Annotated in this window: 23 protein-coding genes; 18 read left to right on the top strand and 5 right to left on the bottom strand. The window is 52.9% G+C overall.

Annotated elements, in window-relative coordinates; genetic code table 11:
* Positions 1 to 29 precede the first annotated feature (29 nt).
* From M3A44_10825 to M3A44_10805, 5 genes are all read right to left on the bottom strand, one after another.
* Positions 30 to 605, bottom strand: a complete 576-nt coding sequence (locus tag M3A44_10825) for a carboxymuconolactone decarboxylase family protein (GenBank protein MEQ6342120.1) — start codon at positions 603 to 605, stop codon at positions 30 to 32.
* A 67-nt stretch (positions 606 to 672) separates the two neighbouring features.
* Positions 673 to 3081 (bottom strand): heavy metal translocating P-type ATPase, encoded by a 2409-nt coding sequence (locus M3A44_10820; GenBank protein ID MEQ6342119.1) that lies wholly within the window; start codon positions 3079 to 3081, stop codon positions 673 to 675.
* A 75-nt stretch (positions 3082 to 3156) separates the two neighbouring features.
* Entirely contained in the window at positions 3157 to 3375 is a 219-nt protein-coding gene (locus M3A44_10815) for a hypothetical protein (GenBank protein ID MEQ6342118.1), read from the bottom strand.
* A 45-nt stretch (positions 3376 to 3420) separates the two neighbouring features.
* Positions 3421 to 3816, bottom strand: a complete 396-nt coding sequence (locus M3A44_10810) for a hypothetical protein (protein ID MEQ6342117.1) — start codon at positions 3814 to 3816, stop codon at positions 3421 to 3423.
* 202 nt (positions 3817 to 4018) lie between these two features.
* Entirely contained in the window at positions 4019 to 5089 is a 1071-nt protein-coding gene (locus M3A44_10805) for an IS30 family transposase (GenBank protein ID MEQ6342116.1), read from the bottom strand.
* A 51-nt stretch (positions 5090 to 5140) separates the two neighbouring features.
* Between M3A44_10805 and M3A44_10800 the strand changes: the two genes are divergently transcribed.
* From M3A44_10800 to M3A44_10715, 18 genes are all read left to right on the top strand, one after another.
* Positions 5141 to 5896 carry an IS5 family transposase gene (locus M3A44_10800; GenBank protein MEQ6342115.1) on the top strand — a complete coding sequence of 252 codons (756 nt, stop codon included), beginning with the start codon at positions 5141 to 5143 and terminating at the stop codon, positions 5894 to 5896.
* A 139-nt stretch (positions 5897 to 6035) separates the two neighbouring features.
* Positions 6036 to 6665, top strand: a complete 630-nt coding sequence (locus M3A44_10795; protein MEQ6342114.1) for a flagellar basal body-associated FliL family protein — start codon at positions 6036 to 6038, stop codon at positions 6663 to 6665.
* A gap of 5 nt (positions 6666 to 6670) precedes the next feature.
* Entirely contained in the window at positions 6671 to 7675 is a 1005-nt protein-coding gene (gene fliM, locus M3A44_10790; protein ID MEQ6342113.1) for a flagellar motor switch protein FliM, read from the top strand.
* A gap of 14 nt (positions 7676 to 7689) precedes the next feature.
* Positions 7690 to 8142, top strand: a complete 453-nt coding sequence (gene fliN / locus M3A44_10785; protein ID MEQ6342112.1) for a flagellar motor switch protein FliN — start codon at positions 7690 to 7692, stop codon at positions 8140 to 8142.
* A complete protein-coding gene (fliO, locus tag M3A44_10780; GenBank protein ID MEQ6342111.1) occupies positions 8142 to 8636 on the top strand; it encodes a flagellar biosynthetic protein FliO in 495 nt (164 codons plus the stop codon). Before fliN ends, fliO begins: the two co-directional genes overlap by 1 nt.
* Positions 8633 to 9370 (top strand): flagellar type III secretion system pore protein FliP, encoded by a 738-nt coding sequence (gene fliP / locus M3A44_10775; GenBank protein MEQ6342110.1) that lies wholly within the window; start codon positions 8633 to 8635, stop codon positions 9368 to 9370. Before fliO ends, fliP begins: the two co-directional genes overlap by 4 nt.
* 13 nt (positions 9371 to 9383) lie before the next feature.
* Positions 9384 to 9653 (top strand): flagellar biosynthesis protein FliQ, encoded by a 270-nt coding sequence (gene fliQ, locus M3A44_10770; GenBank protein MEQ6342109.1) that lies wholly within the window; start codon positions 9384 to 9386, stop codon positions 9651 to 9653.
* 52 nt (positions 9654 to 9705) lie between these two features.
* Positions 9706 to 10485 carry a flagellar type III secretion system protein FliR gene (gene fliR, locus M3A44_10765; protein ID MEQ6342108.1) on the top strand — a complete coding sequence of 260 codons (780 nt, stop codon included), beginning with the start codon at positions 9706 to 9708 and terminating at the stop codon, positions 10483 to 10485.
* Between the two features lie 3 nt (positions 10486 to 10488).
* The gene (gene flhB / locus M3A44_10760) at positions 10489 to 11634 is read left to right on the top strand and encodes a flagellar biosynthesis protein FlhB (GenBank protein MEQ6342107.1); all 1146 of its coding nucleotides are present in this window, start codon (positions 10489 to 10491) and stop codon (positions 11632 to 11634) included.
* A 51-nt stretch (positions 11635 to 11685) separates the two neighbouring features.
* Complete coding sequence (flhA, locus tag M3A44_10755; GenBank protein ID MEQ6342106.1) at positions 11686 to 13767, top strand: flagellar biosynthesis protein FlhA; 2082 nt, start codon at positions 11686 to 11688, stop codon at positions 13765 to 13767.
* Between the two features lie 93 nt (positions 13768 to 13860).
* Positions 13861 to 15228 (top strand): flagellar biosynthesis protein FlhF, encoded by a 1368-nt coding sequence (gene flhF, locus M3A44_10750; GenBank protein ID MEQ6342105.1) that lies wholly within the window; start codon positions 13861 to 13863, stop codon positions 15226 to 15228.
* 37 nt (positions 15229 to 15265) lie between these two features.
* Positions 15266 to 16114, top strand: coding sequence for a MinD/ParA family protein (locus tag M3A44_10745; protein MEQ6342104.1), 849 nt, complete (start codon positions 15266 to 15268; stop codon positions 16112 to 16114).
* Positions 16111 to 16842 (top strand): RNA polymerase sigma factor FliA, encoded by a 732-nt coding sequence (locus tag M3A44_10740; GenBank protein MEQ6342103.1) that lies wholly within the window; start codon positions 16111 to 16113, stop codon positions 16840 to 16842. The genes M3A44_10745 and M3A44_10740 overlap by 4 nt, the downstream gene beginning before the upstream one ends.
* 59 nt (positions 16843 to 16901) lie before the next feature.
* Complete coding sequence (cheY, locus tag M3A44_10735) at positions 16902 to 17294, top strand: chemotaxis response regulator CheY (protein MEQ6342102.1); 393 nt, start codon at positions 16902 to 16904, stop codon at positions 17292 to 17294.
* Positions 17295 to 17336: 42 nt separating this feature from the next.
* Positions 17337 to 18083, top strand: coding sequence for a protein phosphatase CheZ (locus M3A44_10730; GenBank protein MEQ6342101.1), 747 nt, complete (start codon positions 17337 to 17339; stop codon positions 18081 to 18083).
* Positions 18084 to 18094: 11 nt separating this feature from the next.
* Entirely contained in the window at positions 18095 to 20104 is a 2010-nt protein-coding gene (locus M3A44_10725; GenBank protein MEQ6342100.1) for a chemotaxis protein CheA, read from the top strand.
* A gap of 25 nt (positions 20105 to 20129) precedes the next feature.
* Positions 20130 to 21224 (top strand): chemotaxis response regulator protein-glutamate methylesterase, encoded by a 1095-nt coding sequence (locus M3A44_10720; GenBank protein MEQ6342099.1) that lies wholly within the window; start codon positions 20130 to 20132, stop codon positions 21222 to 21224.
* A 3-nt stretch (positions 21225 to 21227) separates the two neighbouring features.
* Positions 21228 to 21968, top strand: a complete 741-nt coding sequence (locus M3A44_10715) for a flagellar motor protein (protein ID MEQ6342098.1) — start codon at positions 21228 to 21230, stop codon at positions 21966 to 21968.
* The last annotated feature ends 10 nt before the right edge of the window (positions 21969 to 21978 follow it).

Raw genomic sequence — 21978 nt, 5'->3', positions numbered from 1 at the left:
TGTCACCTGCTAATACGGGAGGGGTAGGATCATCCAGAGCATCCCGGCCCCTTTGGTTGCGGCGCCATCGTACAGAAACCCTGTGCTTCCACACCCAGGGCCGCGTTAAACTTGCTCGACATGTTCTGAAATGCGATGAGCCCGGTCAGCTCGACGATCGCGTCGTCATCGAAGTGGCGGCGCAGGCGCGCGAAATGCTCGGCCGTGGACTGCCGGTCCGAATGGGTGATCGCCTCGGCATAGGCGAGCGCCGCCTTCTCGCGCTCGCTGAACAGCGTACTGGTTTCGAAGCGGTGCAGCTCGGCCAGTTTGTCCAGATTGCCACCGCGCTTCAGCGCCAGCGCCGAGTTGATGTCCACGCAAAAGGCGCACCAGTTGATCTGCGAAACACGCACCGTAATGAAAGAACGCAGCGTGGACTCGATGGGCGATGAGCGCCGGTCGAGGGCGCCAAACAGCAGCGCCAGCGCGGCGAATACCTTGGGGCTACGGCCCCACAGCCGGGCCGGTTCGAGCACCTTACCGTAACGGCGTCGCTGGTTCCAGAAGAACAGGCGCACATACCACGGGAAGCGATAATTCGCAGGAGTGGCAATGATGGGCATGGGTGTTACCTCGTTGTTGTTTTATCGTCTTCGCGGCGTGGTGCGCGTCTTGGAAACACGCACCATCCTAAAGCCGCACGCGGTTGAGGCGCAGTGCATTGGTAATCACTGATACGGAACTGAAACTCATCGCCGCCGCCGCGATGATGGGCGAGAGCAGCAGTCCGAAGAACGGGTACAGCACGCCCGCCGCAACGGGGATGCCGAGCACGTTGTAGATGAAGGCAAAAAACAGGTTTTGCCGGATGTTGCGCATGGTGGCGCGGCTCAAACGCACGGTGCGCACGATGCCGTGCAGGTCACCCTTGACCAGGGTAATGCCCGCGCTTTCCATCGCTACGTCGGTGCCAGTACCCATGGCGATGCCTACCTGGGCCTGGGCCAGCGCCGGTGCATCGTTGATGCCGTCGCCCGCCATCGCAACGAAGCGGCCCTGCGCTTGCAGTTGTTTTACGATGGATGCCTTCTGTTCGGGCAGCACTTCCGCCTCGACACGGTCTATTCCCAGCTTGCGCGCCACCGCCTCGGCCGTGGTGCGGTTGTCGCCGGTGAGCATGATCACTTGCACGCCTTCCTCATGGAGGGCGCGGATCGCATCCAGTGTGGAATCTTTGATCGGATCAGCCACGCCGATCAGTCCCGCCGCTCTGCCGTCAATCGCCAGCAACATCACTGTCTGACCGTCACCGCGGAGCGCTTCGGCACGGACGGGCAATTCGCCTGCGGCTATGCGCAATTCTTCGAACAACTTGAGGTTGCCCAGCGCGACCGCGCGCCCCTCGACCATTCCCGCCACGCCCTTGCCGGGGTATGAACGGAAATCGTTGACTGCCGCGAGTGTTAACCCTTTTTCTTGCGCGCCGTTCACGATCGCCGCCGCCAGCGGATGCTCGCTGGCGCGCTCCAGACTGGCGCCTAGCCGCAGCACTTCGCCTTCGTCGAATCCGGCGAGCGGCATGACCGACATCAGCTTAGGTTTGCCTTCAGTCAGCGTGCCGGTCTTGTCCACCACAAGCGTGTCCACCTTCTCCATGGTTTCCAGTGCCTCGGCATTCTTGATCAGCACGCCGACCAGCGCGCCGCGCCCGGTGCCGACCATGATCGACATCGGTGTGGCCAGTCCCAGCGCGCAAGGGCAGGCGATGATGAGCACCGCCACGGCGTTGACGATGGCATGTGCCAGGCGCGGCTCCGGTCCCCAGAGGCTCCACACCACCAGCGTGGCGAGCGCAACTAGCACTACCGCCGGCACGAAATAACCCGCAGTGACATCGGCCAGGCGTTGGATCGGCGCGCGTGAACGCTGCGCCTCGCTCACCATGTGCACGATCTGCGCGAGAAGCGTGTCGGAGCCGACGCGCTCGGCGCGCATCACCAAGCTGCCGGTGCCGTTCACCGTGGCACCGATCAGGCGCGCGCCGGCGATTTTTTCCACTGGAATGGATTCGCCGGTGACCATGGATTCATCCAGTGCGCTCGTGCCTTCCAGCACCACGCCATCCACCGGCACCTTCTCGCCGGGACGTACGCGCAGTACATCGCCCGGTTGTACCTGCTCCAGCGGGATGTCTTCCTCGCTGCCGTTAGCGCGGATGATGCGCGCAGTCTTGGGCGCAAGACCCAACAGCAGTTTGATCGCGGCGCTGGTCTGGCTGCGTGCGCGCAGTTCCATCACCTGGCCGAGCAGCACTAGCGCCATGATCACTGCTGCAGCTTCAAAATACACCGGCACCGTGTCACCCATGCTACGCATCGTGGGCGGGAAGATGCCCGGAAGCAGCATCGCTATCACGCTATAGCTCCAAGCCACGCCGACGCCGAGCGAGATCAGGCTGAACATATTGAGGCTGCGATTGACCATGGATGCCCAGCCACGCTGGAAGACCGGCCAGCCGCCCCACAGTACCACTGGCGTAGCTAGGACGAATTCCAGCCATTGCAGCAACACTGGCGTGAGCGCATCCGGTATTGCGGACGGGAGAAGATCGGACACTGTCGCCACCAAAAAGACCGGCAACGCCAGCGCCGCGCTCATCCGAAATCGGCGCGTCATGTCGCGCAACTCCGCGTTGTCTTCCGCCGGGGCGTTGCGCGGCTCTAGAGCCATGCCGCATATTGGGCAGTTTCCAGGTTTGCTGCGCACTACCTCGGGATGCATGGGGCAGGTGTATTCGACCGTTCCCAGAACTCCCGGAGATTCAGGCTCCAAGGCCATGCCGCACTTCGGACAATTGCCTGGTGCAGGTTGGCGGATTTCCGGGTGCATCGGACAGGTGTACCACCCGGTAACTTGGGCTGATTGGGTGGCCTGAGCTGCGGCCGCTACATCCGGCTTGACATATCCGGCGGGATTTGCAAAGAATTTTTCCTGGCAGCGTTGTGAACAGAAATAATACCGTTCGCCCGCATGCTCCGCGTAATGTTGTGAATCGATACCGACCTTCATGCCGCATACCGGATCAGTGCTGGCGTTCATGAACTATTCCTTTCAAGTGCGTGAATCAAGTGGTTCGTTCCACCGGGAATATCAAGATTGTTCGGTTGCATGCACTTAGCTGCTACCATTTCGCGTGGTGCCGGAGATGCCGGTGACGAGAGCACCCAGCAGCAACCCCATGACGAGGTTCTTCTTGTCGTTGATTTTGAGTGCAAATATTTTTTCTTCTCCTTGCCGGACAATACTGCAACCCGTGACCGGACTGGTGATGACATGGTTTGGTGAGAATGCACGGATGCCAAGAATGCAACGTGGCAATGCCTGGAGCCGCACGGCGACACAGGCACGCGCCGAGGTGAGAATCCGGGTATCAGCCGCTCAGGTGGGAGAAGAGAGTGGAGGTCGGAGTTTGGGAGGGATGGGCGTGCCGACGAGACGGCAGGGAACCTCTGCGCCCGGCATGTCCGGCGCCGGCAAGGCGAGGGTGAAGCCGGGCATGAGGGCCATGCAGCAATTCGCTCCACCAGCGCAGTGACTGGCGTCGCAACCGCAGGGCTTGGCCTTCTTGGCAAGGTCATGTGCCGCGACATCATGGGACTTGTCGGCGTGCTGCACACCATGCGCATCCATATGATGTGCATGAGCGGGAGAGGTATGGGTATGTCCCGCATGAGCCGCACAGGCCTTGATGCACGCAAGCTGGGCATGGGCCGGCATCGTCACGAGATGCAGCACAACAAATAGCAACAGAGACTGTCTTGCGAGTCGGCGCATGATAATTTGGCCATTAAAGGTCACGTGAGTTTATTAAGAGCGTGTTCGAGTCATTTGTCAAGCCGAAGAATTTTGAATGTGCTGCTGACTTTATCACTTACCGAAATCGTATTGTAATTGGCCACGTAAATTTGGACAGTCTCTTAGGTTCTGTTGACGTTTCGCGGTTTTGGTAGAATCCGCCGTTTTAGGTTGGGCGGTTTCAATGACCAAGTGCAAAAAGCGCAGCGTGATGCTGCCTGAAATCGAAAGAGTCTGGTGTAAACAACTCGGCTGGGCATTTGAAGCCCAGTGACTTGCGTGGTCGGGTATTGAGTTGCCAGGCAATCGCATCCAGCTCCTCCTGCGTGAAACCACTCAAGTCACTCCCCTTGGGCAGGTACTGCCGCAACAGACCATTGGTATTCTCGTTGATGCCGCGCTGCCAGGGGCTGTGTGGATCGGCAAAATATACTTTCACCCCTGTGGTTTCTGTCAGCCGTTGGTGTGCCGCCATTTCCCTGCCTTGATCGTACGTCAACGAGAGGCGCTTTTGCGCATCAATGCGGTTGAGCACATGACTGAAGCCGGTCAACGTCGCCTCAGCAGTGGCATTTTCCATTTTTGCCAGTACCGTGAACAGCGTGGTCCGTTCCACCAGCGTACCGACAGATGAGCGATTATGCGCGCCCTTGATGAAGTCACCCTCCCAGTGGCCCGGGATCAACCGCTCTTCAATCTCAGGCGGACGGTCATGAATGCTGACCATGTCAGGAATCCGTCCGCGCCGGTCTTCGCCACGCGCACGGGGACGGCGCTTGGCATGGCCGAAACGCAACCAGCCAATCACTTCCGTGCGCAGTTCGCCACGCGGCATGGCGTAGATGGCGGTGTAGATGGTCTCATGGGAAACCTGCAAGGTAGGGGTATCTGGATGCACAAGCGCCAGTGTGCCAGCAATCTGCTCCGGTGAGTAGCCTGCTTTCAGGTGGCGCATGACTGAATCCCACAGCGTGGTTCCCAGTCGCAGGCGACCCTCAACACGCGGCTTGATCGTGCAGCCATGCGCACGTTTGTGGGCTGCCTCGGCACGATAGCCTCCCGCCACAGCCGGTCGTCCAGGGCCGCGAGGCGTTTTCGGGCGGCTCCAGCCATTGCGCCGAAGTTCACGTGAGACGGTAGAGGCTGACCGGGTTATGGACTTGGCAATTGCGGCAGGTTTGACCCCCATCTCCAGTTGCGTTTGTATCATTGCCCGCTCTTCAATACTCAATTGATCGTAGTTTTTTCCCATGCAACATTATCCCCTAAAAATGTTGCACTTGGTTTTTGAGCGCGCCTTGGCATGGACAGAACCAAAATAAGCGATAGTGAGTGGGTGCGTATATTGTCACACTTAACTAAATTGACGGGCGTGCATCTCGGATCGCCCGATAAATGCAGGCGATTTATGGGCGCATCATTGTGGATACTGCGCACCGGCGCGCAGTGGCGGACGCTGCCGCCAGAGCATGGCAAATGGAATAGCGTCTTCAAGCGATACTCACGTTGGTGTGCGAATGGCGCATGGGATAGATTGCTCACTTATTTTTCCGAAGATGCTGATTTACAAGATGTTTCTATTGATGGAACGGTGACAAGAGCGCACGCCTGTGCCGCAGGCGCGGCGGGCAGTTCGGCTGAAAAAGAAGCGCTGGGGCGCTCCAAAGGTGGGTTTAGCTGTAAGATTCATGCGGCCTGTGATGCACTTGGCATGCCGATTGAATTCATTCTGACGGGTGGCCAAACGGCGGAGTGCACGGTCGCAATACCGCTGCTGGAAGGCATCCAAACATCAGCACTTCTGGCGGATAAAGGCTACGACACAAACGAGCTGCGCGCGTGGTTAAAGGCGCGTGGGATAGAGGTTGTGATTCCGCCGAAGTCGAACCGAAAAGAGAAAATTGACTGTGATTATTGGCTTTATAAGGAGCGACATGCCGTCGAATGCATGTTTGGCAAGCTCAAGCATTATCGCCGGATTGCTACTCGATATGAGAAAAAAGCTGTTAATTACATGGGAATGCTATCTTTTGCGGCGGTACTTTTGTGGCTGAGATGAAACGTCAACAGAACCTAAGACGTATTTAAAAACTCTCATCCATTAGCCCCAGAAATCCCCCGCCATATTTTCGGCAGAGTCTCCCCCTTTTCCTGTCAATTTGCTGACATCATTTCTTGATCAAATCATAACCGCATGATTGTTTAATGATAAATTCTTTTTCCGTGTATGGCATGGCGCTTGCTTTGATCATATCAAGAAATACTTGGTTGATCAGAAAGGGCCCAGCGCAATGGCGGTCGAAAAATTGGACAAAGACGATAGTGCGGATGATAAGAAACCGGCGAAGAAAAAATCTCCGGTTGTGAAAATTGTCCTTATTGTTGTCGGTGCACTGGTTCTAGCAGGAGGTGGCGCCGGGGCTGCAATATTCATGAGCGGAGGGGGTGGCCACGGCAAAAGTGCATCAGAAGGGCACAAGGAAGCCGGTGGCGATAAACATAACAAAGCGCCGGCAGTTTATTTCGCCCTTGATCCGGCATTTGTTGTGAATTTCCAGGATGAATCTTCCGTGCGATTTTTGCAGATTACCGTGGAGGTAATGGCGCGTGATCCGCTCGTGATCGAGGCCGTCAAAACACATACGCCATTGATACGCAACAATCTCGTTATGTTGTTTGGCACCCAGACGCCCGAAAGCGTCAGCACACGTCAAGGAAAGGAAAAGATTCGCGCCGATGCCTTGAAGGAAATCCAGAAGATCATGAAAGAGCAAACAGGATCCACCGGTGTGGAAGCAGTTTATTTCACCAGTTTTGTGATGCAATAACGGCCATGTCAGTCACAGATATTCTTTCCCAGGATGAAATTGATGCGCTGTTGCATGGTGTCGATAGCGGGGACGTCGAGACCGATGGAGGCGATCTTGCGTCGGATGGGACGGCGCGCAACTATAATTTTGCCAGCCAGGATCGCATTGTGCGTGGGCGACTTCCCACTCTGGAGATGATCAATGAAAGATTTGCCCGTCACTTTCGCATCAGCCTTTTCAACATGCTGCGCCGCTCTCCTGAAATTTCCGTAAGCGGTGTGCAAATGCTCAAGTTTGCGGAATATGTACACAGCTTGTTTGTTCCTACCAGCTTGAACCTTGTTCGCGTTAACCCGCTGAGGGGGACAGCGCTATTCATCTTTGATCCAAAATTGGTTTTTATTGTAGTAGACAATTTTTTTGGGGGAGAGGGGCGGTTTTACACGAGGATCGAGGGGAGAGAATTCACGCCAACCGAGATGCGCGTCATTCAGATGGTTCTGCAGCAGGTATTCAAGGATCTCAAAGAAGCCTGGATGCCGGTGATGCCCGTTGATTTTGAATATATCAACTCGGAAGTGAATCCGCAGTTTGCCAATATTGTTAGTCCTACTGAGGTGGTTGTTGTCAGCACCTTCCATATTGAGCTTGATGGAGGAGGGGGAGATCTGCACGTAACATTTCCCTATTCGATGATCGAGCCTATCCGTGATGTGCTCGATGCGGGAATGCAAAGTGACCGCTCCGATGTTGACGAGCGCTGGTTGGTTGCGCTACGGGATGAAATAAAGGAAGCCAAGGTGGAGATCAGCAGCGTTCTGACAGAAACCAATATTAGTTTGAGAGATTTGCTTAAAATGAAAGCAGGCGATGTGATCCCCGTGGAGATTCCTGAAACGGTAATGTTGCGTGCTGAAGATATTCCAGTGTTCCGTGGCAGGTTTGGAGTATCAGAAGGGTACAGTGCGATCAAGATAGTGGAGTCTATAAAACATCAAGGGTCATCCCAGTCGGGTCAAAGTAAATAGACCAGGAGAATGTTATGAGCGAGGACGGTGGCACGATGGATGTTGATATAGCGGATGAATGGGCCGCAGCGCTGGCGGAACAGGAGGCCACGCCAATCCCGGCGCAGTCCAATGGTGGAGGAGCGTCCGGCTCCGGAAATACGGACTATTCCCGTGCGCAATTCCATGAGTTGCAGCCGGAGACCTCCTTTTCGGGGTCGCCGGGAGAAGTGAACATGGATGTGATTTTGGATGTTCCTGTTACCCTTTCGATGGAGATTGGACGCACCCTGATCAGTATCCGCCACTTGTTGCAGCTCAATCAGGGTTCTGTCGTTGAGCTCGACCGTTTAGCGGGTGAACCGATGGATGTTATGGTCAATGGGACATTGATTGCACACGGCGAGGTGGTCGTGGTCAATGAGAAATTCGGGATACGTTTAACTGATGTTATTAGCCCCGCTGAACGCGTAAAAAAGTTGAGATAATGAAGAGTAAATATCTTGCGTGTGGCGGTTTTCTTCTGGCTGGGAGTTTGTTATGGCCAGCCATGTCCTTCGCCGTGGAAAAGGTGGGTCCTGCCGGCGGTGGATCCGTTCCGGCAGGTGTTTCCACCGGGAGTTTATTGCAAGTAACACTGGGATTGCTGGTGGTTTTGCTGGTTATTGTTGGCATTGCATGGATGCTGCGTCGCTATGGCCGTTTTCAATCCTCGGCGAGTGGATCTCTAAAAATTCTGGGCGGCCTGTCTGTTGGCCCCCGTGAGCGGGTCGTGTTGTTGCAGGTGGGAGAAGAGCAATTGTTGATCGGGGTGGCTCCGGGACGGGTGCAAGCGCTGCATCGCCTGGAGCATCCAGTGCGATTGACGCCATCCTCACCAAATGAATCGCCAGATAATCTGTTCGGAAAACTGGTGGCGGGTGATGCAAGAGGCTTTGCCGAACGGCTGAGCCTGGCAATCAAGCAGCGAAAACAGTCATGAAGCACGGCCTGTTCGTGATTCTTGCCATGCTCGTGCCGCTGGGATCAGCCATGGCGGCACCAGGGCTGGATGTGGCTACAGTAACGGCTGGTGCCAACGGTGCGCAGACCTATACCGTGAGCATCCAGACACTGTTGTTCATGACGCTGCTGTCCATGTTGCCGGCAGCATTACTCATGATGACATCGTTTACGCGCATCATCATTGTGCTGGCAATTCTGCGCCAGGCATTAGGTACGGGCGCGACACCGACCAATCAAACCCTGCTTGGCCTGGCATTGTTTCTGACATTTTTCATCATGGCGCCGGTATTCGACAAGGTGAATCAGGAAGCGCTGACTCCCTATATGGATGAAAAAATATCCGCCCAGGAGGCGATTAACATCGCCAGGGCACCTTTCCGGGACTTCATGCTTGGGCAAACCCGCGATAGCGACCTTGAATTGTTTACACACATTTCAGGCCGGGATGGCATTGAATCACCCGAGGCTGTGCCGTTTTCCCTGCTTGTGCCGGCATTCGTTACCAGCGAATTAAAGACGGCCTTCCAGATTGGATTTCTGATTTTTATTCCATTTTTGATTATTGATCTGGTGGTTGCCAGTGTGTTGATGGCAATGGGTATGATGATGTTATCGCCGATGGTGATCTCCTTGCCGTTCAAAATCATGTTGTTTGTGCTTGTCGATGGCTGGGCGTTGATTATCGGGACGCTGGCGGCAAGCTTTAATTAATCGGAATTGTGTCATGACCCCAGAAACAGTTGTCACCGTAGGAAAGGAGGCTCTGGAAGTCTGTGTGCTGTTGCTTGCGGTTTTGCTGCTTCCCGCACTGGCGGTTGGTTTGCTGGTGAGCATGTTCCAGGCGGCAACCCAAATCAACGAAGTCACGCTCAGCTTTGTGCCGAAACTTCTTGTCACATTGCTGACATTCGTAATAGCCGGGCCATGGCTGTTGGAGCGATTGGTGGATTATATGCGGCGCTTGATAGAGAGTATTCCTGTATTGATAGGCTGAGTAGGGACGGGTTTGAATCCCGCTCCGCGCCCCCCACGAGTGGTTTCTTACCATGCAATTTACCAGCGCTGAAATCGCCTCATGGATCGGCATGTATCTCTGGCCCTTGTTCCGCGTTATGGCATTGGTGGCAATGGCTCCGGTGTTTGGAGCGCAAAGCGTGCCGGTGCGCATCCGCGTGGGATTTTCCGTAGCGTTGACACTGGTGATCGCCCCAGTGCTGCCTCCTGTTCCGGTGGTTGATCCTCTCAGCTCTGCGGGATTGATGATTGTGATTCAGCAGGTGTTGATTGGCCTGGCAATGGGGTTTTCCTTGAAGCTGGTTTTTGGTGCTTTTGTATTGGCCGGGCAGTTGATCGGGCAATCCATGGGGTTGGGCTTTGCTTCAATGGTGGATCCACTGAATGGCGTCCAGGTGCCGGTAGTGAGCCAGTTTTACCAGGTGTTGGTGACACTGATATTTCTTGGCTTCAACGGCCATTTGGTATTGCTTGAAGTGCTCGCCGATAGTTTTCGTACCTTGCCTGTCGGTCCGACTGGATTGGCGATGAGTGGCGTGTGGGATCTCGTCATCTGGGGTGGTCATATGTTTTCCGGCGCAGTGCTTATTTCCCTGCCTGCTGTTACCGCGTTGCTGGTGGCGAACATTGCCTTCGGCGTCATGACGCGCGCTTCTCCTCAACTGAATATTTTTTCGATTGGATTCCCGATCACGCTATTGCTGGGCATCGTTGTCATGCTTGTGACGTTGCCGGTTATTTCTCCTCAATTAAATAATCTCATGAGCGATGTCTTTGCCCTGATGCAGAAAATGGTAGCGGGAGGTACGTAAGTCATGGCAGAGAAAGACAGCGGCCAGGAACGCACTGAACAGGCGACTCCCAAGCGCCTCCAGGAGGCGCGAGAAAAGGGGCAAATCGCCCGTTCCCTGGATCTCAACTCGACGGTAATGTTACTGGCCTCCGCCGGTGGATTCCTGGTGCTGGGTGGCCGGATAACATCGGGGCTGCTGGACTCCATGCGCCACAATTTCCATATCAGCCGGGAAAATGTATTTAACCCTGGCGCCATGTTGCAGCTTCTTGAGCAATCCGTGGCGGACGCCCTGACTGCTTTGGCGCCTTTCCTTGTTCTGATGATAGTGGCCGCATTGCTTGCACCGCTGGCACTGGGCGGCTGGTCATTCAGCAGCGAGGCCTTGGGGTTTAAATGGGAAAAACTTAGTCCGCTATCCGGCCTGAAACGTATCTTTGGGCCGCATGGTTTGATGGAGCTGGTGAAGGCGTTTGCGAAGTTCATAGTGTTGGGCGCTGCTGCCGTAGTGCTGTTATGGAACATGGCGGGGGATTTTGTCGGTCTGGGTGATGAGCCTTTGCCTAATGCCCTGGGCCATGTAGCGAGCTTGCTGGGATGGTCATTTCTTGCGTTAAGCGGCACGATGGTGCTGATAGCTGCGGTTGATGTGCCGTTCCAGATTTGGGATCACTCCCGAAAGCTCAAGATGACCCATCAGGAAATCAAGGAAGAATTCAAGGAAACGGACGGAAATCCAGAGGTCAAGGGACGCATTCGTAGTCAGCAGCGCGAGATGGCGCGCCGCCGCATGATGGCGGAAATTCCAAAAGCCGATGTAATCGTTACCAACCCGACTCACTATGCCGTGGCGTTGCGTTATGACCCGGATAAAATGCGCTCACCGGTGGTGGTGGCCAAAGGCGCTGATCTCATCGCTCTGCAGATACGTACGGTCGCCGTCACGCATCGTATCCCAATACTCTCCGCCCCTCCTCTGGCACGGGCACTGCATCACAGTACGGAATTGAATCATGCCATTCCCGCCGGGCTGTATTTGGCGGTGGCGCAAGTGCTGGCGTATGTTTATCAGCTGAAACAGCGTCAACACTCTGGCGCTCAATATGATGAAACACCGCTAACGATGGCGGAATTACCAATACCGGATGAATTGCGGCGTGATGAGTAAGGCCGTTGCCTCATGCCGCCATTTTGAGGCTTAACAACGGATAAGTAATAGATGAACCAAACCATGATTTTACAAAGCTTGCGTGACTTTAGCCGTCGCGGTTTAGGCGTTCCACTGTTCCTGATGATGCTTCTGGCTATGATGGTGGTGCCCCTCCCACCACTGATGCTAGATACATTTTTCACCTTCAGCATCGCTCTTTCACTGGTCGTGTTGCTGACTGGGGTGTATGTGCAGAAACCGCTGGATTTCGCGGCATTTCCCACAGTATTGCTGCTGGCTACGTTATTGAGGCTTGCGCTGAATATTGCCTCCACTCGTGTGATATTGATGGAAGGACACACCGGGACCGGCGCGGCGGGTCACGTCATTGAAGCATTCGGCGACTTCGTGGTGGGGGGTAATTACGCGGTTGGCCTGGTTGTGTTTGCAATTTTGGTGATCATTAATTTTATTGTTGTCACCAAGGGCGCCGGACGTATTTCAGAAGTAAGCGCACGCTTTACCCTGGATGCCATGCCGGGAAAGCAAATGGCGATAGATGCCGATCTCAATGCTGGTTTGATCACGCAGGATGAAGCCAGGGCACGCCGTGCCGAAGGAGTTCAGGAGGCGGATTTTTATGGCTCTATGGATGGCGCCAGCAAGTTTGTGCGCGGTGATGCCATCGCCGGAATATTGATTCTCTTCGTGAATGTTATTGGTGGATTTGTGATCGGCGTGCTTCAGCATGGTATGCCATTAAGCGAGGCATTGCACAACTATACCCTGCTGACCATCGGCGATGGCTTGGTAACACAAATTCCCGCGCTGCTATTGTCCGTTGCCGCCGCGATCATGGTGACGCGTGTCTCCAGTGCCCAGGATATGGGCAAGCAGATTCTGAAGCAGTTGTTTGATAGTCCACGTGCATTGGCTGTAACTGCGGCTGTCATAGGATCCATAGGCTTGGTGCCTGGGATGCCCAATGTTGCGTTTCTGTCATTGGCGGCGGCGGCGGGAGCGATGTCTTATATGATTGCGCAGCGCCAAAAAACTGCGCAAGCGCTGCCTGTGGTAGCGGAAAGGCTGACCGAAAGCGCACCCGAATCACGAGATTTGAGTTGGGATGATATCGTCCCCGTCGACCCCATCGGCCTTGAAGTAGGTTATCGCTTGATTCCCATGGTGGACAAGAATCAGGGCGGGCAACTCATGGGGCGCATCAAGGGTGTGCGCAAGAAGTTGACCCAGGATCTCGGTTTTCTCGTGCCACCGGTACATATTCGCGACAATCTCGACCTGGCGCCGAATGCTTATCGCATCACTTTGCTGGGAGCCACCATCGGCGAGGCGGAGATTCACCCGGAGCGCGATCTTGCGATCAATCCAGGGCAAGTTTTCGGCACATTGCAGGGGATGCCCGGCAAAGATCCAGCCTTTGGGCTGGAGGCTGTATGGATAGATCCATCGCAACGTGATCATGCCCAGACGCTGGGATATACCGTCGTTGATTCCGGCACCGTCGTGGCAACGCATCTCAGTCAAATTTTGCAAGGTCACGCGCAGGAGTTGCTGGGGCGCGAAGAGGTACAGCAGCTCCTCAATAGCCTTGCCAAAACCGCTCCCAAACTGGTTGAGGATTTGGTGCCGAATACGGTGTCTCTGGGTGTGGTTCTGAAAGTATTGCAAAACCTTTTGGAAGAGCGCATTCCGATCCGAGATATTCGAACGATTGCCGAAACATTGGCAGGGCACACGCCAAAAAGTCAGGATCCCGCCGTATTGACTGCCGCCGCACGCGTCGCACTGAGCAGGTTAATTGTTCAACAAATCAATGGGGTGGCTCCAGAGCTTGCGGTTATTACGTTGGATCCGGATTTGGAACAGATATTGCAAAACTCATTACAAGCACCGGGCTCAGCAGGAATGGGTTTAGAGCCGGGTCTGGCAGAAAGGATGCATTCTGCGCTGGAGCAAAGCGCGCAACGTCAGGAGCTTGCAGGACAGCCTGCGGTGTTGTTGGTGTCAATGCCATTGCGACTGCCTCTGTCTCGCTTGGTGAGGCATTCGATTCCAGGCTTGCATGTGTTGTCGTACAACGAAATTCCCGACAGCAAGCAGATCAGGGTCGTGGCGAGTGTGGGCAAGTAATGCAGGGCCGAATTGATTTTCGCCCTACAACTATACGGCTGGTTAGTGCGAAAGAATTTGCACCCACCGATCTTATAATAAAAGGCATGTGGAATGAAAATGAAACGCTTTTTCGCTCCTGACATACGCCAGGCGATACGCAAAGTACGCGATGAGCTTGGGCCGGATGCAGTGATACTTTCCAATCGGCGGGTCGAAGGTGGGGTGGAAATAGTCTCTGCCATCGACTACGACGAAGCCATGGTGAGCAATGCCGATCTGTTTTCCACAGGGTCAAATGTGTCGAAGAATGTTGAGCGGTCTCATCCTGTTGTAGGGCCGCATCGTGGCACTTCACGGTCAGCACAATCACAAAAAACATTTTATGAAGCCGCTGCCGCTTTGTCCTCGGAGAAAGATGATGAAAATGAAGAGATAAGCCTGGATTTTATGCAAGAACAGGCTGTTAAGGAATCTTACGAAAAAGATCACAAAAGTGATGTTTATTCATCCATTGCCCCAAGGCCAGCACTGGATGACATGTGGGCTGAGCTCAGGAACTTGCGAGGCTTGCTGGAAAACCAATTATCCGGTCTGGCGTGGGGCGATCTTGAGCGACGTCATCCTCAGCAGGCTGCATTATTTCAACGTCTGATGAGGCTGGGTCTAAGCGCGACACTGTGTCGCCAGGTGGTCGATGAAATCCCCCTGGAAATCGCACAGGCACCGCAGATTGAGTTGTTATGGCGACGGGCGCTGGGAGTTCTGGCTCACCAAGTGAAGGTAACAGATGATGACATTCTTACCCAGGGTGGCATCGTTGCATTGGTCGGTCCCACCGGAGTCGGTAAGACCACAACAGTGGCCAAGCTGGCGGCGCATTATGCCTTGCGGCATGGATCGCGCCATGTTGCACTGGTGACAACCGATAACTACCGTATCGGCGCACATGAGCATCTTAAGTCTTACGGAAGGATATTGAATATTCCTGTGCGTGTGGCCGGCGATAGAGCCGAGTTGCAACAGATATTAGCGGAGCTGAGTGACAGGCGCCTCATACTGATCGATACCGCCGGGATGGGCCAGCGTGATGTGCGGCTATCCGCGCAATTTGCTGTTCTCAATGGCAGTGGTGGCCGTATGCCACTCATTAAAAAATATCTGGTGCTGTCTACCACGACACGATTGTCGGGATTGGATGAAACCATTCGCGCATTTCAAGGGATGGCTCTGGATGGCTGCATTTTCACAAAGCTGGATGAAGCCACCAGCCTTGGCAGCGCATTGAGTGTCACCATTCAGCACGACCTTCCCGTTTCCTACATCAGCGATGGTCAGCGTGTTCCGGAAGATTTGCATAATGCTCGTGCGCATACCTTGGTGAGCCGCAGTGTGGCCATCATGCAACAGGCTGCTTCTTCTCTTGAGGATGAGGCGTTATCAGTGCCGGTCGAAAAGGTGGCAGCACATGCTCATGTCTGACGTGCATCGTGATTTGATCGGGGATCAGGCCGAGGGGTTGCGCCGTATGGCACATCACAGGCCCGTGCGTGTTATCGCAGTTACCAGTGGAAAAGGCGGCGTCGGAAAAACCAATGTGTCCGTGAATCTCGGCCTTGCGATGGCCAATGAAGGAAAGTCAGTGCTGCTGATGGATGCGGATATGGGGCTGGCAAACGTTGATGTATTGCTGGGATTGCACCCCATTTACAATCTTTCCCATGTCATTAGTGGCGAACGTACCCTGGAAGAAGTCATTCTTCCAGCATCTAACGGACTATCAATTGTTCCCGCGTCTTCCGGCCTGAAAAGCATGGCGGAACTCAGTGCCACACAACATGCCGGTGTCATACGCGCTTTCAGCGAGTTGAGCCAAACCCTGGATGTATTGCTGATCGACACCGCTGCCGGTATTTCAGAAAGTGTGGTCAGCTTCAGCCGGGCTGCGCAGGAAGTCATCGTGGTAGTGTGTGACGAACCGGCGTCCCTGACCGACGCTTATGCCTTGATAAAACTTCTTAATCGCGATTATGGGATGCATCGTTTTCGTATCCTGGCCAACATGGTGCATAGTCTTCAGGAGGGGCGTGATGTGTATAACAAAATAGTCAAGGTTGTGGATCGTTATCTCGATGCTACAGTGGATTTCATGGGCGTAGTTCCCTACGACGACTATTTGCGCAAAGCAGTCCAAAAGCAGCGTCCGGTAGTCGATGCATATCCGCGCAGTAAGTCTGCAATGGCATTCAAGAAACTGGCGCAGAAGGCCGATAATTGGCCTGTGACGGTAGCAGCTGGAGGGCATCTCGAATTTTTCGTCGAGCGGCTGATTCAGACCAACCAAAACTATAGGATGATGTCGCTATGAATGGACTCGCTATGTATGCCCGTACTAACGCCGATGACAGAGATGATACCGTTGCGCAACACGCTCCTCTGGTGAAGAGGATCGCTTATCACCTGATGAGCCGACTACCACCCAGTGTCCAGGCCGATGATCTGATACAGGCCGGCATGATCGGTCTTTTGGAGGCATCACGTAACTATGATGCGACACAGGGAGCAAGCTTTGAAACATATGCTGGTATTCGCATTCGTGGTGCAATGCTAGATGAGATCCGAAAAAATGACTGGGCACCACGCTCCGTGCATCGCAAGGCAAGAAAAGTGGCGGAAGCCGTGCGCATGATAGAAAACATCAAGGGACGTGATGCTCGCGACAGCGAGGTGGCGGAGATTCTGGAAATGTCCCTCGATGAATATCACCAGATGCTTCAGGATGCGAGCGGCTATTTGGTAATGAGTTTCGAGGATATGGGGGTGGATGATGAGGCCGTAGCTTCACAGTTTGCTGATAAAAACTCGGGAATACTCGAAGGTTTGCAAAGAGATGATTTCAAAAAGAGCCTATCAGAGGCGGTTTCTGGATTGCCGGAAAGGGAGCGTCTTGTTATGGCACTTTATTATGACGAAGAACTCAATTTGCGTGAGATTGGGGCTGTTCTTGGTGTAAGCGAGTCGAGAGTGAGTCAGATTCATAGCCAGGCTCTGATACGTTTACAGGCCCGTCTCAGCCAATGGAGAGCGGAAAACTAAGGAAGATCTATGGTTGGCGAAATCATTAATCTCTCTTTGAGCTAGGATTGGAGGTTGCTTTGGACAAGAATATGAAAATTCTCATTGTGGATGATTTCTCCACAATGAGGCGCATCATTAAAAATTTGATGCGTGATCTTGGCTTTAATAATACCAGTGAAGCCGATGATGGTAAAACGGCTCTTCCTATGTTGCAGGCGGGCGGGTTTGATTTCCTTATTACAGACTGGAACATGCCTGGAATGCAGGGGATCGACCTTCTTAAGGCGGTGCGCGCCGATCCAAAGCTGACAACGCTTCCAGTGCTGATGGTTACTGCCGAAGCAAAGCGCGAACAAATAATCGAGGCAGCACAGGCTGGAGTTAATGGTTATGTTGTAAAGCCATTCACGGCAGCAACCCTGAAAGAAAAGATAGACAAGATATTTGAGAGAATAGAATCGGCAAAATGAATCGATCTGTTGATTTCATAATAACACCAGCAAGGATTAGTAATGAGCGAAATGATCAATAATACGGACAAATGCCTATCTATGGCTAGAGCTCTTGCCGAATCAATCGAGGATGGCAATGAAGAAGAAGTTGATCGTCTTATTGATGAAATCACAAAATTACGTGAGTCATCTCTCTTTCAGGAGGTCGGCAAGCTGACAAGGCAGCTTCATGAGACATTAAACAGCTTCCAGGTTGATTCTCGCATTTTGTCGTTGGCTGAGAGTGATATTCCTGACGCCAAGGAAAGACTTAACTATGTCATAACGATGACTGAGCAATCCGCGAATAGAACGCTTAATGCAGTTGAAAAAGCCCTTCCAATCTCTGAGCAATTGAAGGAGAAGTCATCAACCTTAGAGATGAAGTGGGACCGTTTCAGGCAGCGCCAAATGCCGGTCAATGAGTTTAGAGAATTGAGTGGAGAAATCGGAGAATTTATGGTTTGGACGGCGCGCAACGCCGAGCATCTCCATGAGCATTTGTCAGATGTGATGATGGCCCAGGATTTTCAGGATCTGACAGGTCAAATCATTCGCCGGGTTATTAATATGGTACAGGAGGTTGAGAGCGGTCTGGTTGAGCTTATTCGCATCTCAGGTCAAAGAATGATTACGGTGGAAAAAACGGGTGTAAATAAAAACACTGTTGAAGGTGATGGACCACGCATTCCTGGCTGTGAAAGTCACAAGGACAGAGTGTCCGGCCAGGATGACGTTGATGACTTGCTCTCCAGTCTTGGATTCTGAGGTTTTCAAAGATGGCGATTGACACAGACGATGACATTCTTCAGGATTTTCTGGTAGAGGCCGGCGAAATTATTGAGAAACTGGGCGAGCAACTAGTTGATCTTGAGAGGCGCCCACGTGACAGTGATCTTCTTAACGCGGTGTTTAGAGGGTTTCATACGGTCAAAGGCGGTGCCGGATTTCTAAATCTGACTGCATTAGTTGCCGTGTGTCATCGTGCTGAGGATGTTTTTAATACTCTCCGGCAGGGAAAGCGGCTGGTTGATGCCCAGCTCATGGATGTTATTTTAACTGTCCTTGACCTTGTTAAGGTCATGATGGAGCAAGTGCGATCTGGTGAGGATCCCTCGCCAGCCGATCCCTCATTGCTCAAGAATTTGGATGTTCTGGCACAGCCTCAGAGCGAGAACGAAGCTGTAAGCGTCATGCCAGGCGCATTTCCTGAGCCTGTTGCGGAGCCAATCGTTGAAGTCATGATGGATGATGCCGTTGAAGCCGCCTTACCCGTACATGCGCCGGGGAAAACGCCAGTAGCCGCCGGCAGTGATGATATTACTGATGACGAATTCGAGGCTCTTCTCGATCAATTGCATGGGCAGGCTGCTCATGCCGGCTCACCATCAAAGAATGTCACGGAGACTCCAGCTTCATTGCCTTCATCCGACATGATTACGGACGAAGAATTCGAAGCGTTACTAGATAATATCAATGCCACCTCGGGAAAGGCACAGGATAAACCAGTAGCCTCCCTGATTTCTGAACCTCCTCCTATAGAGGCTCAAAAAACCAAGACGGAAGACAAACCAGCGGCAAGTCAGCCATCCGCTACCGGCAAGGATGCAGCGCAGCCGCCTGCGGATACGACAGTGCGTGTTGATACGAAACGCCTGGATGACATCATGAACCTGGTGGGAGAGCTGGTGCTGGTGCGCAATCGGCTTGCCACCCTCAAGTCATCCATGATTAATGAGGAAATGGCCCAAGTCGTAGGGAACCTCGATCTGGTGACATCGGATTTGCAGAATGCTGTCATGAAGACACGCATGCAGCCGATAAAGAAGGTATTTGGCCGTTTTCCGAGGGTTGTCCGTGATTTGGCACGCAGCCTGAATAAAGAAGTGATATTAGAGCTGCATGGTGAGGAGACTGATCTAGACAAGAATCTGGTAGAGGCACTCGCCGATCCGCTGGTCCATCTTGTGCGAAATGCCGTTGATCACGGCATTGAAACCCCTGATGTACGGTTAGCGGCTGGAAAGCCGCGTGCCGGCACCGTGACTCTTTCTGCCCAACAGGAAGGGGATCATATCCTGCTGTCAATAGAAGAGGACGGAGCCGGCATGGATGCCGAAGTGTTGCGTCGCAAGGCGGTAGAAAAAGGATTGCTGGATACCGAGGCTGCGGCTCGCCTTGATGATACCGGTTGTTACAACCTGATTTTTCTACCAGGATTTTCCACCAAGACGCAGATTTCGGATGTTTCCGGGCGTGGTGTGGGAATGGATGTGGTGAAAACCCGCATTGCGCAACTTAACGGTGTTGTTGAAATTGAATCAAAGTTAGGGAAAGGGAGCCGTTTCATTATCAAGGTGCCATTGACGCTGGCGATTATGCCGACATTGATGGTAATGCTTGGCCAGCAAATATTTGCAATGCCTCTGGTTAATGTCAGTGAGATATTCAACCTTGATGAGGCGCGTACCAATATAGTTGATGGTCGATTGGTTGTGATCGTGCGAAACAAGGCAATCCCGTTATTTTATCTGCACGACTGGCTAGTGAAAGACGCTGATTCTTATAATCATCGTTCAGCAGGATATGTTGTTGTAGTCAGCGTTGGGTCGCAGCGCATTGGGTGTGTTGTTGAGAATCTCATTGGGCAAGAAGAAGTGGTAATAAAGCCCTTAGGGTCATTGCTGCATGGTACGCGGGGATTATCAGGGGCAACAATTACCGGAAACGGCCGCATTGCGCTTATTCTCGACTTCCCCGGACTTATGGATGCCTACGGTCATAGGTAAGACACCTCGTTGATAGGAGTTCATGATGAAGGTTCGTGTGTTGGTTGTCGATGACTCCGGTTTTTTCCGCAGGCGGGTGACAGAGATTTTAGGTGGTGACGCTCATCTTGAAGTTGTTGGAACAGCATCAAACGGGGTGGAGGCGATTGAAAAGACCGTCCAGCTCAAGCCCGATGTTATTACCATGGATATAGAGATGCCGGTGATGGATGGTATTACTGCTGTGCGTCGCATCATGGCTTCTAATCCTACTCCAGTGCTGATGTTTTCATCACTTACTACCGATGGGGCACAAGCTACTCTGGATGCTCTGGATGCGGGTGCCGTGGATTTCCTCCCCAAGCGATTTGAAGATCTCTCTCAAGATCGTGAAGAAGCAAAGCGTTTGTTGTGTTCCCGTGTGCGTACAGTTGGAACGAAAGGAATGGCTCTGCGCCAAGGAGCATTAAAGAAAGCACCTGTTTTATCCGAGGCGCCAAAAACTGCTCGAGTTAAAGAAGAAAATTTTTCATCCAGAGAGGCCATAGGTGCTTCTGTAAAAAAATACCCTGGAAACTGCAAATTGGTTGCTATAGGAACTTCGACGGGAGGGCCAGTCGCCCTTCAGCAAGTATTGTCAAAATTACCTGCCAATTTTCCGTTTCCATTATTGCTTGTCCAGCATATGCCCGCCAGCTTCACGCCTGCATTTGCTCAACGTTTGGATAAATTGTGTGCCATAAAGGTGAAAGAGGCCGAGGACGGTGATTTTCTGGAAGCGGGGGTTGCATTATTGGCTCCCGGAGGGAGACAGATGCTTCTTGAGCAGCGCTCCGGGAAGGTGTACGTTCGTATTCATGATGGTGAGCAAGGTCAAATTTACAAGCCGAGCGTCGACATCACGTTTTCATCCGCCGCCAAGATATTTCCTGGACAGGTATTGTCTGTGGTTATGACCGGCATGGGTGCGGATGGTCGTGAGGGTGCGCGTCTTCTGAAGCAGGGAGGATCGGTCGTATGGGTTCAGGACGAGCAGAGTTGTGTGGTCTATGGTATGCCCATGGCCATTGTGGAAGCGGGTCTGGCTGATCAGGTTATGTCACTCCAGGACATCGGCAACAATCTTGCCCATAGGAATTAGCGTGTGGACATTCTGACGGTTGTGGGCATTGTGTTGGCCTTTGGATCCATTCTGGGCGGAAATGCCCTGGAAGGCGGGCACATTGGGTCATTGCTCCAGATGACTGCATTCATAATAGTCTTTGGCGGCACGGTAGGGGCCGTCATGATTCAAACACCGATGCCTACATTCATGAGGTCTCTCAAGATCGCGTTATGGGTTTTCTTTCCTCCAAAAATTGCTCAAAAAGAGATTATTGAAAAAATCGTTGGGTGGAGCAATGTTGCCCGAAAAGAGGGTTTATTGGGTCTTGAACCTTTAATTGAGGCGGAAACCGATGCGTTTGCAAAGAAAGGGATGCAATTGCTTGTTGATGGAAGCGAACCGGATGCGATAAGAGGAATACTGGAAGTAGAGCTTTCCTCAAAGGAGCATAACGATACTCAGGCCGCAAAAGTATATGAAGGCATGGGTGGATATTGTCCCACGGTTGGCATCATTGGAGCTGTTATGGGTCTGATTCACGTAATGAATAATCTTTCCGATCCAAGCAAGCTGGGCGGGGGTATTGCCACGGCGTTTGTTGCAACAATCTATGGCGTAGGATTGGCAAATCTTTTTATGCTGCCCATGGCAAGCAAGTTGAAGGCAATTATTCACGACCAGACACAATTCAGGGAAATGATCATAGAAGGAATTATATCTATTGCGGAAGGTGAGAACCCGAGAAATATCGAGACAAAACTCCATGGTTATCTACACTAGAATGTAATTT

This window comes from Gammaproteobacteria bacterium (assembly GCA_040183005.1).
Lineage (GTDB): Bacteria > Pseudomonadota > Gammaproteobacteria.
The sequence above is the reverse complement of the archived record's forward strand: the minus strand, read 5'-3'. Positions and strand labels throughout refer to the sequence as shown.

What these genes read in the sequence shown, in the direction of transcription:
- M3A44_10825 (MEQ6342120.1), bottom strand. Translation starts at nt 605, where the DNA reads ATGCCCATCATTGCCACTCCTGCGAATTATCGCTTCCCGTGGTATGTG.
- M3A44_10820 (MEQ6342119.1), bottom strand. Translation starts at nt 3,081, where the DNA reads ATGAACGCCAGCACTGATCCGGTATGCGGCATGAAGGTCGGTATCGAT.
- M3A44_10810 (MEQ6342117.1), bottom strand. Translation starts at nt 3,816, where the DNA reads ATGCGCCGACTCGCAAGACAGTCTCTGTTGCTATTTGTTGTGCTGCAT.
- M3A44_10805 (MEQ6342116.1), bottom strand. Translation starts at nt 5,089, where the DNA reads ATGGGAAAAAACTACGATCAATTGAGTATTGAAGAGCGGGCAATGATA.
- M3A44_10800 (MEQ6342115.1), top strand. Translation starts at nt 5,141, where the DNA reads ATGGACAGAACCAAAATAAGCGATAGTGAGTGGGTGCGTATATTGTCA.
- fliM (MEQ6342113.1), top strand. Translation starts at nt 6,671, where the DNA reads ATGTCAGTCACAGATATTCTTTCCCAGGATGAAATTGATGCGCTGTTG.
- fliN (MEQ6342112.1), top strand. Translation starts at nt 7,690, where the DNA reads ATGAGCGAGGACGGTGGCACGATGGATGTTGATATAGCGGATGAATGG.
- fliO (MEQ6342111.1), top strand. Translation starts at nt 8,142, where the DNA reads ATGAAGAGTAAATATCTTGCGTGTGGCGGTTTTCTTCTGGCTGGGAGT.
- fliP (MEQ6342110.1), top strand. Translation starts at nt 8,633, where the DNA reads ATGAAGCACGGCCTGTTCGTGATTCTTGCCATGCTCGTGCCGCTGGGA.
- fliQ (MEQ6342109.1), top strand. Translation starts at nt 9,384, where the DNA reads ATGACCCCAGAAACAGTTGTCACCGTAGGAAAGGAGGCTCTGGAAGTC.
- fliR (MEQ6342108.1), top strand. Translation starts at nt 9,706, where the DNA reads ATGCAATTTACCAGCGCTGAAATCGCCTCATGGATCGGCATGTATCTC.
- flhB (MEQ6342107.1), top strand. Translation starts at nt 10,489, where the DNA reads ATGGCAGAGAAAGACAGCGGCCAGGAACGCACTGAACAGGCGACTCCC.
- flhA (MEQ6342106.1), top strand. Translation starts at nt 11,686, where the DNA reads ATGAACCAAACCATGATTTTACAAAGCTTGCGTGACTTTAGCCGTCGC.
- flhF (MEQ6342105.1), top strand. Translation starts at nt 13,861, where the DNA reads ATGAAAATGAAACGCTTTTTCGCTCCTGACATACGCCAGGCGATACGC.
- M3A44_10740 (MEQ6342103.1), top strand. Translation starts at nt 16,111, where the DNA reads ATGAATGGACTCGCTATGTATGCCCGTACTAACGCCGATGACAGAGAT.
- M3A44_10730 (MEQ6342101.1), top strand. Translation starts at nt 17,337, where the DNA reads ATGAGCGAAATGATCAATAATACGGACAAATGCCTATCTATGGCTAGA.
- M3A44_10725 (MEQ6342100.1), top strand. Translation starts at nt 18,095, where the DNA reads ATGGCGATTGACACAGACGATGACATTCTTCAGGATTTTCTGGTAGAG.
- M3A44_10720 (MEQ6342099.1), top strand. Translation starts at nt 20,130, where the DNA reads ATGAAGGTTCGTGTGTTGGTTGTCGATGACTCCGGTTTTTTCCGCAGG.